The 12,741-nt window shown below is 74.8% G+C and carries 13 protein-coding genes; 12 read left to right on the forward strand and 1 reads right to left on the reverse strand.

Annotation, left to right across the window (positions count from 1 at the left end):
- Positions 1 to 52 precede the first annotated feature (52 nt).
- The 10 genes from GA0070618_RS19465 to GA0070618_RS19510 all read left to right on the forward strand — a co-directional run bounded on the left by GA0070618_RS19465 (position 53) and on the right by GA0070618_RS19510 (position 9,548).
- The gene (locus tag GA0070618_RS19465; protein WP_088982906.1) at positions 53 to 853 is read left to right on the forward strand and encodes a DivIVA domain-containing protein; all 801 of its coding nucleotides are present in this window, start codon (positions 53 to 55) and stop codon (positions 851 to 853) included.
- Positions 854 to 901: 48 nt separating this feature from the next.
- The gene (locus tag GA0070618_RS19470; protein ID WP_088982907.1) at positions 902 to 1,540 is read left to right on the forward strand and encodes a hypothetical protein; all 639 of its coding nucleotides are present in this window, start codon (positions 902 to 904) and stop codon (positions 1,538 to 1,540) included.
- 9 nt (positions 1,541 to 1,549) lie between these two features.
- Complete coding sequence (locus tag GA0070618_RS19475) at positions 1,550 to 1,855, forward strand: DUF167 domain-containing protein (RefSeq protein ID WP_088982908.1); 306 nt, start codon at positions 1,550 to 1,552, stop codon at positions 1,853 to 1,855.
- 22 nt (positions 1,856 to 1,877) lie between these two features.
- On the forward strand, positions 1,878 to 3,380 hold the full coding sequence (locus GA0070618_RS19480) for a potassium/proton antiporter (RefSeq protein WP_088982909.1): 1,503 nt from the start codon (positions 1,878 to 1,880) through the stop codon (positions 3,378 to 3,380).
- A gap of 222 nt (positions 3,381 to 3,602) precedes the next feature.
- Positions 3,603 to 4,019 carry a TraR/DksA family transcriptional regulator gene (locus GA0070618_RS19485; RefSeq protein ID WP_088985674.1) on the forward strand — a complete coding sequence of 139 codons (417 nt, stop codon included), beginning with the start codon at positions 3,603 to 3,605 and terminating at the stop codon, positions 4,017 to 4,019.
- 66 nt (positions 4,020 to 4,085) lie between these two features.
- Positions 4,086 to 4,760, forward strand: coding sequence for a signal peptidase II (gene lspA, locus GA0070618_RS19490; RefSeq protein WP_088982910.1), 675 nt, complete (start codon positions 4,086 to 4,088; stop codon positions 4,758 to 4,760).
- The gene (locus GA0070618_RS19495; RefSeq protein ID WP_088982911.1) at positions 4,757 to 5,698 is read left to right on the forward strand and encodes an RluA family pseudouridine synthase; all 942 of its coding nucleotides are present in this window, start codon (positions 4,757 to 4,759) and stop codon (positions 5,696 to 5,698) included. The genes lspA and GA0070618_RS19495 overlap by 4 nt, the downstream gene beginning before the upstream one ends.
- A 56-nt stretch (positions 5,699 to 5,754) precedes the next feature.
- On the forward strand, positions 5,755 to 6,765 hold the full coding sequence (locus GA0070618_RS19500; RefSeq protein ID WP_088982912.1) for a hypothetical protein: 1,011 nt from the start codon (positions 5,755 to 5,757) through the stop codon (positions 6,763 to 6,765).
- Positions 6,766 to 6,861: 96 nt separating this feature from the next.
- Entirely contained in the window at positions 6,862 to 8,619 is a 1,758-nt protein-coding gene (locus GA0070618_RS19505; RefSeq protein WP_088982913.1) for a MinD/ParA family ATP-binding protein, read from the forward strand.
- Between the two features lie 56 nt (positions 8,620 to 8,675).
- Positions 8,676 to 9,548 (forward strand): hypothetical protein, encoded by an 873-nt coding sequence (locus GA0070618_RS19510; RefSeq protein ID WP_088982914.1) that lies wholly within the window; start codon positions 8,676 to 8,678, stop codon positions 9,546 to 9,548.
- Here GA0070618_RS19510 and GA0070618_RS19515 read toward each other — a convergent pair.
- Positions 9,463 to 10,167 carry an LON peptidase substrate-binding domain-containing protein gene (locus tag GA0070618_RS19515; protein ID WP_088982915.1) on the reverse strand — a complete coding sequence of 235 codons (705 nt, stop codon included), beginning with the start codon at positions 10,165 to 10,167 and terminating at the stop codon, positions 9,463 to 9,465. The genes GA0070618_RS19510 and GA0070618_RS19515 overlap by 86 nt on opposite strands.
- A 102-nt stretch (positions 10,168 to 10,269) precedes the next feature.
- On the opposite strand from GA0070618_RS19515, the gene hisD reads away from it, so the two are divergent.
- A complete protein-coding gene (gene hisD, locus GA0070618_RS19520; protein WP_088982916.1) occupies positions 10,270 to 11,595 on the forward strand; it encodes a histidinol dehydrogenase in 1,326 nt (441 codons plus the stop codon).
- A gap of 14 nt (positions 11,596 to 11,609) precedes the next feature.
- Positions 11,610 to 12,719, forward strand: a complete 1,110-nt coding sequence (locus GA0070618_RS19525; RefSeq protein WP_088985675.1) for a histidinol-phosphate transaminase — start codon at positions 11,610 to 11,612, stop codon at positions 12,717 to 12,719.
- The last annotated feature ends 22 nt before the right edge of the window (positions 12,720 to 12,741 follow it).

Raw genomic sequence — 12,741 nt, forward strand, 5'->3', positions numbered from 1 at the left:
ACACCCGGTGACCCAGCCCGCTACGCGGCCGCAACTGACCCGAGGAGTTTCGATGCCGCTGACCCCGGCCGACGTTCACAACGTCGCCTTCAAAAAGCCGCCGATCGGCAAGCGGGGGTATGACGAGGAGGAGGTTGACGCCTTCCTGGACGAGGTCGAGCGCGAGCTGGCCCGTCTGATCGAGGAGAACAACGAGCTCCGCGCCCAGGTGGAGCGCGGTGGTCGTGGTGCCGCCCCGGCCGGCCCCGGTGCCGACCCCCGGCTCGCCGCCGAGCTGAACGACGTGAAGGCCCAGCTCGACCGCATCCAGCGGGACAAGGCCGCCGCCGAGCAGGCCGCCCGCGCCATGCAGGCCGAGCTGGAGCAGGTCCGCTCCCAGGGTGCCCCGGCTGCTGGCGGTGACGGCGAGCAGCAGGCGCTGCGGGTGCTGATGATGGCCCAGCGCACCGCCGACGACCACCTCTCCGACGCCCGCCGGGAGGCCGACCAGCTTCTCTCCGAGGCCCGGACGAAGGCCGAGGAGGTCACCCGCGAGGCCCGCAACAAGGCGGACGCGCTGGAGCGGGACGCCCGCCAGCGGCACCAGGAGGCGATGGGCGGGCTGGACGCCAAGCGCACCGCCCTGCAGAAGCACATCGAGGAGCTCAAGCAGTTCGAGCGCGAGTACCGCACCCGGCTCAAGGCCTACCTGGAGAGCCAGCTGCGTGACCTCGGCGCCCGGGGCCAGGACCTGGAGGCGGACATCACCCGCACCGAGGGTGGCCGCAGCGTCGGCAACGGTGGCCTGGCCGCCGCCGGCCTCGGCGGGTCGTACAGCGGGGGCCGCTCCAACGCCCTCGAAGCCGGCCACTGAGCCCGGTCACCAGCTGACCCGGATCGGACGACGCGACGGGGGTGAGCCGTGATAGTCGGCAGTCTCGTGCTCATCCTCGTCGCCGTCGTGCTCCTGGTGGCTGGTCTCGTCGGCGGCTCCAGCGTCCTGCTGGTCGCCTCCATCGGGGCCAGCCTGCTGGCCGCCGTGGCTCTCGTGGTGGGTGCCCGCCAGGTGGCCACCGCCCGGGCAACGGCGGATCCGGCAGTCTCGACCGATCGTCGGCGTGAGCCGGCGGCGGCCGGGGCGACAGCGACCAGCTTCCGGCGTACCGCGGGGCAGGCCGTACCGGCCCAGTTCGCCCCCACGACGGACGGCACCGGTGACAGCGGGTGGCGGCAACCGCCCGGGTCGCCGGTGGCCGAACCGGAACCGCAGGGCCCGCCCGGTCCACCGGCCGCCGGGACCCGGGACGACGATCCCGGGCCGGCCGACGACGAGCCCGGTGTGCAGGAGGTCTCTCCGGCCGACGCGGCCCGGGTGGCCCGGCTCGACACCGAGGTCCTGGTGGTGGACGGCCGGCCCCGCTACCACGTCGCCGACTGTCTCCACCTGCTCGGTCGGGAGCCCGAGCCGCTGCCCGCATCCGAGGCCGTCGAGCTGGGTTTCACCCCCTGCGCGGACTGCGCACCGGACACGGTCCTGCTCGCCGACCCCCGCCCGTCCTGACCGGTCGCCGTGGGCGGGGAGGAGACGCTGACCGTCGCGGTCCGGGTCAAGCCCGGGGCGTCCCGCGCGCGGGTGGGCGGGCGCTACGACGGCCCACACGGGCCGGCCCTGGTCGTCGCGGTGAACGCTCCTGCGGTGGACGGCCGGGCGACCGAGGCGGCCCGGCGGGCACTGGCGCAGGCGCTCGGCGTACGACCGGCGGCGGTGTCCCTGCGTGCCGGCGCGGCGAGCCGCGACAAACTCTTCCTGGTGGCGCACCCCGAACCGGCCGTGTCGGCGTTGCTGTCCCGGCTACGCGACGGACCGGACGGGTGACGGTCGTCCCGGGCGGCCGTCCGTGACGCACGACCTGGACGTCGCGCTGCTGCTCGGCGCGGCGGTCCTGCTGGTGGCCATCGGGGCGGTCCGGTTCTCCACCCGGCTGGGTGTGCCGAGCCTCCTGGTCTACCTGGCGCTCGGCGTGCTGATCGGCCGGTCCGGCCTGGGCATCCGCTTCGACGACGCCGAGCTGACCCGGATGCTGGGCTTCTGCGCGCTCATCGTGATCATCGCGGAGGGTGGGCTCACCGCCCGGTGGAGCACCCTGCGTCCGGTGCTCGGGCTGGCCACCGCGCTCTCCACGGTGGGGGTGCTGGTGAGCATCCTGGTGGTGGGGATCGCCCTCCACCTGCTGCTCGACCTGGACTGGCGGCTCGCGCTCCTCTACGGCGCGGTGCTCTCCTCGACCGACGCGGCGGCGGTCTTCGCCACCCTGCGCCGGCTGCGCCTGCCGCCCCGCCTGGTGGCCACCCTGGAGGCCGAGTCGGGGATGAACGACGCCCCGGTGGTGCTGCTGGTGGTGCTGCTGTCCCGGGGCTTCCCGCTGGCCCACCCGTGGTGGTACGAGGTGCTCCTGGTCGGCTACGAGCTGGCCGCCGGCGCGGCGGTGGGCTTCGCGGCCGGACACCTCGGCCGGCTGGCGTTGCGCCGGGCCGCGCTGCCCTCGGCGGGGCTCTACCCGATCGCGGTGGTCGGGTTCACCGTGCTGGCGTACGCGGTCGGGGCGTCGGTGCACGCCTCGGGTTTCCTCGCCGTCTACGTGGCCGGTGTGCTGCTCGGCAACGCCCGGCTGCCGCACCGGCAGGCGATCCTCGGCTTCGCCGACGGGCTGGCCTGGCTGGCCCAGATCGGCCTCTTCGTGCTGCTCGGGCTCCTGGTGACCCCGGCCCGGTTGGACGAGGCGATCCTGCCGGCCATGGTGGCGGGTCTGGCGCTGCTCTTCCTCGCCCGGCCGCTCAGTGTGGCCGCCGCGGCGGCGCCGTTCCGGTTCGGGATCCGGGAGCAGGCCTTCCTCTCCTGGGCCGGGCTGCGTGGCGCGGTGCCGATCGTGCTCGCCACCATTCCGCTCTCCGCGGGGGTGCCCGGTGCGGACCGGCTCTTCGACTCGGTCTTCGTGCTCGTGGTGATCTTCACGCTGGTACAGGCCGGGACGCTGGCCCCGGTCGCGCGCCGGCTGCGGGTGACCGCGCCGGCCGAGCCGGCGGAGATCCGGGTGGAGACGGCCCCGCTGGAGCGGATGCGGGCGGACCTGCTCCAGTTGGAGGTGCCGGCCGGCTCCCGGCTGGCCGGGGTGCACGTCGACGAGTTGCGGCTGCCGCTCGGGGCGTCGGTGACCCTGGTGCTGCGGGACGGCACCGGGTTCGTGCCCGGCCCGGACACCCGGCTGAAGGTCGGGGACAGCCTGTTGATTGTGGCGACGGACGGGGTGCGGGACGAGGCGGAGCGCCGGCTGCGGGCGGTGAGTCGTCGGGGACGGTTGGCCCGCTGGTTCGGCGAAACCGGGACTGATAGCGGCGATTGACCTGCTATCGTCCTTTTGCTCCGATTGAGGATTGTTCGGGGATGAAATACGGGATATCGGTGCGGCACGTTGTCGGACGCCTGTACGTTCCGTATTCTTGCGAATCTCTGGAGTGCGCGACGGCCCTGTCGCGCGCCCCTTTTGTTCATGGGGGACGCCACCGTCGGCGACCCCCGTCCAGGCACCGGGGACGCCGCGGGTGCCGCGGCCGAGGGAGTGACGATGGCGAAGCCAGACACCAGGACCGCCGGCCGGAAGTCGACGGCGAAGTCCCCCCGCAGCGCGGCCGAGACCGAGAAGATCCGGGCTGCCCTGGCGGCACGGCGTGACGAGTTGCGCGCCGAGTACGATCAGACCCTGAGCGAGATCACCGAGCTCCAGCGCGACCGGCTGACCGACTCGGCCGGTGACGACCCGGCCGACACCGGCTCCCGGACCTTCGAGCGGGAGCAGGAGATCTCTCTCGCCAACAGCATCCTGGAGCGGATCACGCAGGTCGAGCGGGCACTGGAGCGGCTCGACGAGGGCGGTTACGGCTGGTGCGAGCGGTGCGGCAACCCGATTCCGGTGGAACGGCTCGCCGCCTTCCCGTCGGCCACCCTCTGCGTGACCTGCAAGCAGCTGGAGGAGCGCCGCTGACGCGTGCTCCCCGGCGGCCGGGCCGAGGTCGGTGAGCGATCACCGCGGAACGTCGATGGGGAGCACATGACGGCAGCAGGGCCGGACGGGCCCGGAACCGCCGAGCCGGGCGGTGGCGGGCCCGGACGCCGGGCGATCGTGGTGCTCGCCGGCACCGCCGGGCTCGCCTTCGCGGCCGACCTGTCCACCAAGCACCTCGCGCTGGCCACGCTGGACGACCGTGACCCGGTCCGCCTGCTCGGCGGGACGGTCTACCTCACCCTGACCCGCAACAGCGGCGCCGCGTTCAGCCTCGGTGCCGACCACACCTGGGTCTTCTCGCTGATCACCATCGCGGTGGTCGGCTGGATCGGCTGGATGGCGCTGCGCCTGCGGTCGGTGCCCTGGGGGCTCTCGCTCGGGCTGGTGCTCGGTGGTGCGTTCGGCAACCTGGCCGACCGGATCTTCCGGGCACCGGGGCACTTCGTCGGGCACGTGGTCGACATGGTGAGCCTCTTCGACCCGTACGGCCGGGTGTGGCCGGTGTTCAACCTCGCCGACAGCGCGCTGGTCTGCGGGGTGGCGCTGGCCGTCTTCCTCGAACTCACCGGCCGGCAACGCGACGGCACCCGCCTCGGCGCGGGCGGCCCCGCACCGGCCGGGAGTCCGGAGGAGACAACCGACGCTCCGCAGCGGGGGGAGACGCCCCCCACGGAGGGCCGCCGGGAGAGCACCGACGTCGAGCTGGGGGAGCGGGCATGACCACTGCGTACGAAGGCGGCGACCACCGTTCCCTGCCCGTCCCCGACGGCCTCGACGGCATGCGGCTGGACCAGGCCGTGGCCCGGCTGTTCGGGCTCTCCCGCACCGCCGCCGCAGCCCTGGTCGACGCGGGCGACGCGCTGGTCGACGGCGTGGTCCGGGCGAACTCGCACAAGGTCAAGGCGGGTTCCTGGCTGGAGGTGACCCTGCCCGCGCCGGCCGCCGCGCCGACCGTGGTGCCGCAGGCGGTGCCAGGGCTGCGCGTGGTCTACGCCGACGACGACATCGTGGTGGTGGACAAGCCGGTGGGGGTGGCCGCCCACCCCAGCCCCGGCTGGACCGGTCCGACCGTGATCGGCGGGCTCGCCGGGATCGGTCACCGGATCTCCACCAGCGGCGCGGCCGAGCGGCAGGGCGTGGTGCACCGGCTGGACGTGGGCACCACCGGGATCATGGTGGTGGCCAAGAGCGAACAGGCGTACACCGCGCTGAAGCGGGCCTTCAAGTACCGCGAGGTCGACAAGCAGTACCACGCGGTGGTGCAGGGCCACCTCGACCCGCTGAGCGGCACCGTCGACGCCCCGATCGACCGGCACCCGCACCACGACTACCGCTGGGCGGTGGTCTCCGGTGGCAAGCCGAGCATCACCCACTACGACACCATCGAGGCGTTCCCGGCGGCGAGCCTGGTCGACGTCCGGCTGGAGACCGGTCGGACCCACCAGATCCGGGTGCACTTCTCGACACTGCGCCACCCCTGCGTGGGCGACCTCACCTACGGCGCCGACCCCACCCTGTCGGCCCGCCTCGGCCTGTCCCGGCAGTGGCTGCATGCCCGCGCGTTGAGCTTCCTGCACCCCCGAACGGGGGACGAGGTCCGCTTCGTCAGCGACTACCCTGACGACCTGGACCGCGCGCTGGGACGCCTGCGCGACTGACGTGCCGGCCACGGCGGCGGTCCACCGGTCACCCATCCGACGAGGGGCGGTCGCCCGTGCGCGCCGGTGAGCTGTTGCGCCGACTGGACCAGCGGTTCCTGCCGCCGCTGGTCCGGGCCCTGACCGGCCGGGACGATCCCCGGCCCCGGCTGCTGGGCTGGGTCGCGCTCGCCTCGGTGGGCGCGGTCCTGCTCACCGCGGCCTGGGCCACCGGCCGCCCACCGGTCGGCGACCGGACGGTGGGGGAGGTGACCCGGGTCGGGGTGGGCGAGGGCGACTCGATCCCCGGCTACCTCCGCTCCGCCGGTGACGAACTCGCCGCGCTGCCGGACCCGGCGCCGTCGGCGTCCGCCGGGTCGACCTGGGCGCTGGTGTCCCTGGCGGAGTACCTGCCGCCGGAGCGGCTCGCCCCGGTGCTCGGGGACGTCCCGGTCTCGGCGGTCTTCGGCCGGGTGCCACTGCCCGGCCGACAGACCCAGATCGTGCGTATTCCGGCGCTACGCGTGCCCGAGGACGTGCGTGCCGGAATGGTCGAGCTCGCCGACCGCAAGGACCGGGAGGCGGCCGACTACCGGGCCCGTGGCGCGGAACTGACCGGCGACACCCCGCAGGAGCGGGAACTGCGCGGGTTCTACGCCAGCGGCGCCGAGGTGGCGGCGGTCGAGGCGGCGGCGTACCGGGCCGGCTGCTCCTGTGTGTACGCGGCCGTCGTCCGGGCCGAACCGGCCCGGCTGCGGACGGTGGCGGCCCGTCCGGGCGTCCGGGCGGTGGACCCGGCACCGGAGATCGAGCGTCTGGACCGGACGGTCTTCACCCCACCCCTGCCCGAGCAGGAGGATCTGGTCCGCCCGCCCGCAGACGAGCGGCTGCCGACCGCGTCGTCGTCCCCGCCCACCGACCGCCCCGTACCCACCGCGACGCCGGGAGGTACCGTGACCAGCGCCCCGGCTCCGACCGCGCCGACCAGCCCGGCCGGTTCGGGCGGGGCGACCACGGCAGGACCGGGGCCGTCCGGGGCCGGCACGTCCGGGCCGATCGACGGGCACGATTCCGAACCGCCGCCGTGAGACCGGTGGCGGGGAGGTGCGCGTACCGGTGTGGTCCGAATAGGGTTGGCTTCGTAGCCTGTCAGGCGGAGATCGATGGCGCTGGGAGGGCGAGCCTTGGACGGCACCGAGACCGGTTGGGGTCGGTCGGCCGAACCAGCACCGCGTTGGCGCACGCTGCTCGACCGGGCCCGGCTCGGTGGCCGCGGCGGCGGGGAGCAGGTCGAGGCCGACCGGGAGATGGACGAGCCGTTCCTGCCGCCGGCACCGGACCCACTGCCCCCGCGGGGTGGCGGCAACGGTTACGCGGGGCGGGCGCGGGCGGTCGAGCCGGTGTACGGCGGGGAGTACCGGTCGGATCCGGGGTATCCGGCTGACCCCGGTCACCCGGCCGAGTCGGCGTACCGTGCGGATCCCGGCTACCGGTCCGAGCCCGGGTACCGCGTGGAACCGGTGTACCAGGGCGGGGCGACCTACCCGGCCGAGTCGACCTACCGCGCCGAACCCGGCTACCGCGCCGACGCCGAACCCGGCTACCGTGCGGGCTCCGGTTACCGGTCCGACAGCGCTTACCGGTCCGACGACGGCTACCGGTCCGACGACGGCTACCAGGTTCCACCGGCCTACCGGCGGCCCGAGCCGGCCTACCCGGCGGAGCCGGCGTATCCGGCCGAGCCCGCGTATCCGGCCGAGCCCGCGTATCTGGCGGAACCGGCCTACCCGGCGGAACCGGCCTACCCGGCCGAGCCGAGCTACCGGGCGGAGGCGGCCTACGCCGAGCCGGTCTACCAGCCGGAGCCGGTCTACCAGCCCGAGCCGGCGCACCCGGTCGAGCCGGGGTACCGCGCGGAGCCGGCCCCGCGGGTGGAGTCCCGCTACGCGCTGCTGGAGCAGTACCGGCACAACCCCCACCCCGCCGAGAGCCGCTACCCGGCGGTGGAGAGCGGCCACCGCCCGGAGCCCGCGTATCCGCCGCCGGTGGCCCGGGCGGCGGTCCCGGCGGTCCCGGCAGTCGTCGACCGGGGTTACCCGGCCCGGCTGGAGTGGCGTCCGCCGGCCGCCGAGAACGAGCAGGAGCGGGCTGCGGCGGTCCTGCGCCGCGACTTCGGCACCCCGCGCGTGCTCGCCTTCGCCAACCCCAAGGGCGGGGTACACAAGACCACCGCCACCGTGCTGGCCGCCGCGACCGTGGGCAGCGTGCGCGGGCGGGGTGTGCTCGCCTGGGACGACAACGAGCTGCGCGGCACCCTCGGGCTGCGCGCCGGCAGCGCCCGGCATGCGCGGACGATCCGGCACCTCATCGCCGACCTGGCCTCGATCGAGATCAGCCAGGGTCCCGACCTGGTGGAACAGCTCGACGACTACCTCCGGCACGCCTCCGACGGCTCGTACGACGTCCTGGCCGGGGAGGAGAGCCCCCGCTTCGCCCAGAAGCTCGACAAGTACACCGTCCAGCGGGTGCTCGACCTGCTCCGGCGCACTCACGACGTGATCTGTGTGGACACCGGCAACAACGTGGAGAGCCCGAACTGGCGGGCGGTGATGAACGCCGCCGACCAGCTCGTGCTGACCACCGTTCCCCGGGAGGACGCGGCGTTCAGCGCCGACTGGATGCTCGACTGGCTGCACGAGGTCGGCATGGGGGAGCTGGCCGACAACGCGGTCACCCTGCTCTCCTGTCCGAACCCGGAGCGCTCGCCGCTGCTGGACGACTTCCAGCGGCACTTCGCCACCCGGACCCGGGCGGTCGCGGTGGTGCCGTACGACCCGGCCCTGGAGACCGGCTCGTCGATCGAGTACCACCAGCTCCAGCCGGCGACCCGTGAGGCGTGGCTGCGCGCCGCCGCGGTGATGCTGGAGCCCTTCGCCCGGTGAGGTCGTGGTCGGCGACCGGCGTGCCACCACGTCGGGCTGCCTGAGAGGATCACCGGGTGAGCCCGGCAGTCCCCGATCCCGACCGTCCCGTCGACCCCGCCGACGCGGCGCGCCCTCTGCCCGCCGGCACCGACGGCTCGTCGACCGCCGTGCCACCGGCGGGCGCCGACGCCCCAACCGGGCCCGACGGGGCAGCGGACGCCGACACCCCGACCGGGCCCGACGGAGAGCCCGACGGCGGCGGACCGACCGTTCCTGCGGGACCGGACGGCACCGGAGTGCCGACCGACGCCGACGGACCGGTCCGGCGGGCGCTGATCCGGGCGGCCGGCGCGGTCGGGCTGCTGACCCTGCTGGGCGTCCCCCTCGGGCTGCTCTGGGCCGGTCTCGCCCCGGGCACCCCGGTGATCAAGACCGCCGACGGGGCGGTCTACGCCGAGGCCCAGCCGGAGCAGCCGATCGCGGCAGACGGCTGGTTCAGCCTCCTCGGCCTTGGCTTCGGGGTGCTCGTGGCGCTCGGCCTGTGGTTCCTGCTGCGTCGGCACCGGGGCCCGCTGGAGCTGCTCGCGGGCGTCCTCGGCAGCCTGGGCGCGGCCGTGGTGGCGTGGCAGTCGGGCCGGCGGATCGGGCTGGCGGAGTTCCAGCGGCTACTGGTCGAGGCACCCGTCGGGCAGCACTTCGACAAGCCGGCCGACCTGCGTGCGGGCGGCCTCGACCTGGTGCTCGGCCTGCTGCCGGTGCCGCACGGCAACCTGCTGCTGCCGGCGTTCGCCGCCGCCGTGACGTACACCCTGCTGGCCGGCTGGTCGCGGTGGCCGTCGCTGCGTCCGGAGCCGGAGGAGGTCAGTTGGGTGCCGGCGGGGACGCCAGTTCCCGCAGCGGCACCGGAACCGCCCGCACCTGACGCAGCAGAGCCGCCTCGTGGTTGAGCAGCCGCAGCTCGGCGCGGAGCCGGCCGGCGGTGTCGTCGATGGCGAGCAGCCGCTGACGGTCGGCCACGGTCAGCGCGGCGGTCGCCGCCACCAGGTGGGAGAGCACCGTGGGATCGTCGGGCAACTGCTCGGCGATCGCCTCCGGATCGGGCCGGATCAGCGTCAGGTACTGCCGGAAGACCGCGATCACCCGGGCGGCGAGCAGCCCGGTGCTCTCGTCGGCCTCCTCCGGTTCGGGCAGCCACTCCACCTCGCCGGTGAGGTACGGCGCGGCGTGCTCGTCGATGCCGGTCAGCCGGAACCGCCGCCGGCCGACGGTCACCACATCGAAGCCGCCGTCGGCCAGCTCGGTGATCTGCCGCAGCTCCGCCGTGCAGCCCACCTCGTGCAGCGTCAGCCCGCCCAGGCCCGGCGGCGACCCGTCGGCCGGCGCGGGCGGGGCCACCTCGGAGCCCCGCTCGATCGCCACCACCCCGAACTCCCGGGGCGTGCCCTCGGGACGGGCGACCAGGTGACGGATCAGCGCGCGGTACCGTTCCTCGAAGATGTGCAGCGGCAGCACCAGCCCGGGGAAGAGCACCGTCTGGAGTGGGAACACCGGCAGCCGTGCGGTCACGCCGTCGAGGGTAGCCCGATCCGGTGGGGCGTGGCTCGCCTCACCGTCCCGGCGTTCGGACGCCTCACCGGGCTCCCGCGCACGGCCGCCTAGACTCGCAGTGTGCTGAATCGGATCGACCTGCGGGGAAGCGACACCGACCCGCGCCGCCTGCTGCCCCGTGCCCGACTCGACGTCTCCGTGGCGGTCGAGCGGATCCGCCCGCTCGTCGAGGCGGTGCGGGAGCATGGTTACCCGGCGATCCGGGAGGCCAGTGAACGCTTCGACGGGGTGGCCCCGGAGCAGCTGCGGGTGCCGGCCGAGGCCATCGCCGCCGCCGAGGGAACGCTCGACCCGGCCGTGCGCGCCGCGCTGCTGGAGTCGATCGCCCGGGCCCGCCGGGTCCACGACGACCAGCGCCGCACCGACCACGTCACCCGGGTGGTGTCCGGCGGTACGGTCACCGAACGTTGGGTGCCGGTCGACCGGGTCGGCCTCTACGTGCCCGGCGGCCTGGCGATGTACCCGTCCACCGTGGTGATGAACGTGGTCCCGGCCCAGGCCGCCGGGGTCCGCTCGCTGGTCGTGGCCAGCCCGCCGCAGCAGGACAACGGCGGCCTGCCCGACGCGCGCGTGCTGGCCGCCTGCGCGCTTCTCGGCGTCGACGAGGTGTACGCCGTCGGCGGCGCCCAGGCGGTGGCGATGCTGGCGTACGGCTCGACCACCGACGCCGACGGGGCGACCCGCTGCGCGCCGGTCGACATGATCACCGGGCCGGGCAACATCTGGGTCACCGCCGCGAAGCGGCTGCTGCGCGGGGTGGTCGGCATCGACGCCGAGGCCGGCCCGACCGAGATCGCCATCCTCGCCGACGACACCGCCGACCCGGCGCACGTCGCCGCCGACCTGGTCAGCCAGGCCGAGCACGACCCGCTGGCGGCGAGCGTGCTGGTCACCCCGTCGGCGGCGCTGGCCGACGCGGTGGACCGGGAGCTGACCCGCCAGGTGGCGGCCACCAAGCACGTCGAGCGGGTCACCACCGCGCTGACCGGTGAGCAGAGCGGGATCGTCCTCGTCGACGACCTCGAGGCGGGACTGCGGGTGGTCGACGCGTACGCCGCCGAGCACCTGGAGATCCAGACCGCCGACGCCCGCGAGTGGGCGCTGCGGGTGCGCAACGCCGGGGCGGTCTTCGTCGGCGCCTGGTCGCCGGTGTCGCTCGGCGACTACTGCGCCGGCTCCAACCACGTGCTGCCCACCGGCGGCTGTGCCCGGCACTCCTCCGGCCTCTCCGTGCAGTCCTTCCTGCGCGGCATCCACCTGGTGGAGTACACCGAGGAGGCGCTGCGCGAGGTGGCCGGGCACGTGGTCACCCTGGCGACCGTGGAGGACCTGCCCGCGCACGGCCAGGCGGTGCAGGCCCGCTTCCCCGGGGAGGCCCTGTCGTGACCGCCCCCGACGACCTGCCGGTCGGCGCCGCGCCGGCCGACGCGCCGACCCCGGTCAGCCTGGACGACCTGCCGATCCGCGACGACCTGCGGGGCCTGAGCCCGTACGGCGCGCCGCAGCTCGACGTGGCGGTGCGGCTGAACACCAACGAGAACTCCTACCCGGTGCCCGAGCCGGTGGTCGAGGCGATCGGCAAGGCACTCGCGGCCGAACTGCGGGACCTGAACCGCTACCCGGACCGGGACGCGGTGGCGCTCCGTGCCGACCTGGCCGGCTACCTGGGCCACGGGCTCACCGTCGACGGGGTCTGGGCGGCCAACGGCTCCAACGAGATCCAGCAGCAACTGCTCCAGGCCTTCGGCGGTCCGGGGCGGCTGGCGCTGGGCTTCACCCCCGCGTACTCCATGCACCCGCTGCTGGCGCTGGGCACCGGCACCGCCTGGCAGCCGGCCCGGCGCGGCGCGGACTTCGGGCTGACCGTGGACGACGCGGTGGCCCAGGTCCGTGAGCACCGCCCGGACGTGGTCTTCCTCTGCTCGCCGAACAACCCGACCGGCACCGCGCTCGATCCGGAGGTGGTGGCCGCCGTCCTGGACGTCGCACCCGGCATGGTGGTGGTCGACGAGGCGTACGCCGAGTTCGCCCGACCGGGCACGGTCAGCGCGCTCGCCGTCCTCCCCGGCCACCCGCGCCTGGTGGTGACCCGGACGATGAGCAAGGCGTTCGGGTTCGCTGGCGGACGTCTCGGCTACCTGGCCGCCGACCCGGCCGTGGTGGCGGCGGTGCAGTTGGTGCGGCTGCCGTATCATCTCTCCGCGCTGACCCAGGCCGCCGCCCGCGCGGCGCTGGCCCACCGGGACGCCCTGCTCGGCACCGTGGCGGCGATCATGGCCCAGCGGGACCGGATCGTCGCGACGCTGCGCGATCGGGGGCTGCGGGTCGCCGACAGCGACGCGAACTTCGTGCTGTTCGAGGTCGGCGGGGACCAGTCCGTGGCGTGGCGGGCGTTGCTCGACCGGGGGGTGCTGGTGCGCGACGTCGGCCTGGCCGGCTGGCTGCGGGTCACCGCCGGAACCCCGGCCGAGACCGACGCCTTCCTGGCCGCGATGGAGGACATCGGGTGAGGACGACGTGCCGAGCCCCGCA

Source organism: Micromonospora echinospora (assembly GCF_900091495.1).
In the GTDB taxonomy this organism is placed as follows: Bacteria; Actinomycetota; Actinomycetes; order Mycobacteriales; family Micromonosporaceae; genus Micromonospora; species Micromonospora echinospora.

Coding starts and splice junctions, on each gene's coding strand:
- lspA (WP_088982910.1), top strand. CDS start 4,086: ATGACGGCAGCAGGGCCGGACGGGCCCGGAACCGCCGAGCCGGGCGGT.
- GA0070618_RS19465 (WP_088982906.1), top strand. CDS start 53: ATGCCGCTGACCCCGGCCGACGTTCACAACGTCGCCTTCAAAAAGCCG.
- GA0070618_RS19485 (WP_088985674.1), top strand. CDS start 3,603: ATGGCGAAGCCAGACACCAGGACCGCCGGCCGGAAGTCGACGGCGAAG.
- GA0070618_RS19495 (WP_088982911.1), top strand. CDS start 4,757: ATGACCACTGCGTACGAAGGCGGCGACCACCGTTCCCTGCCCGTCCCC.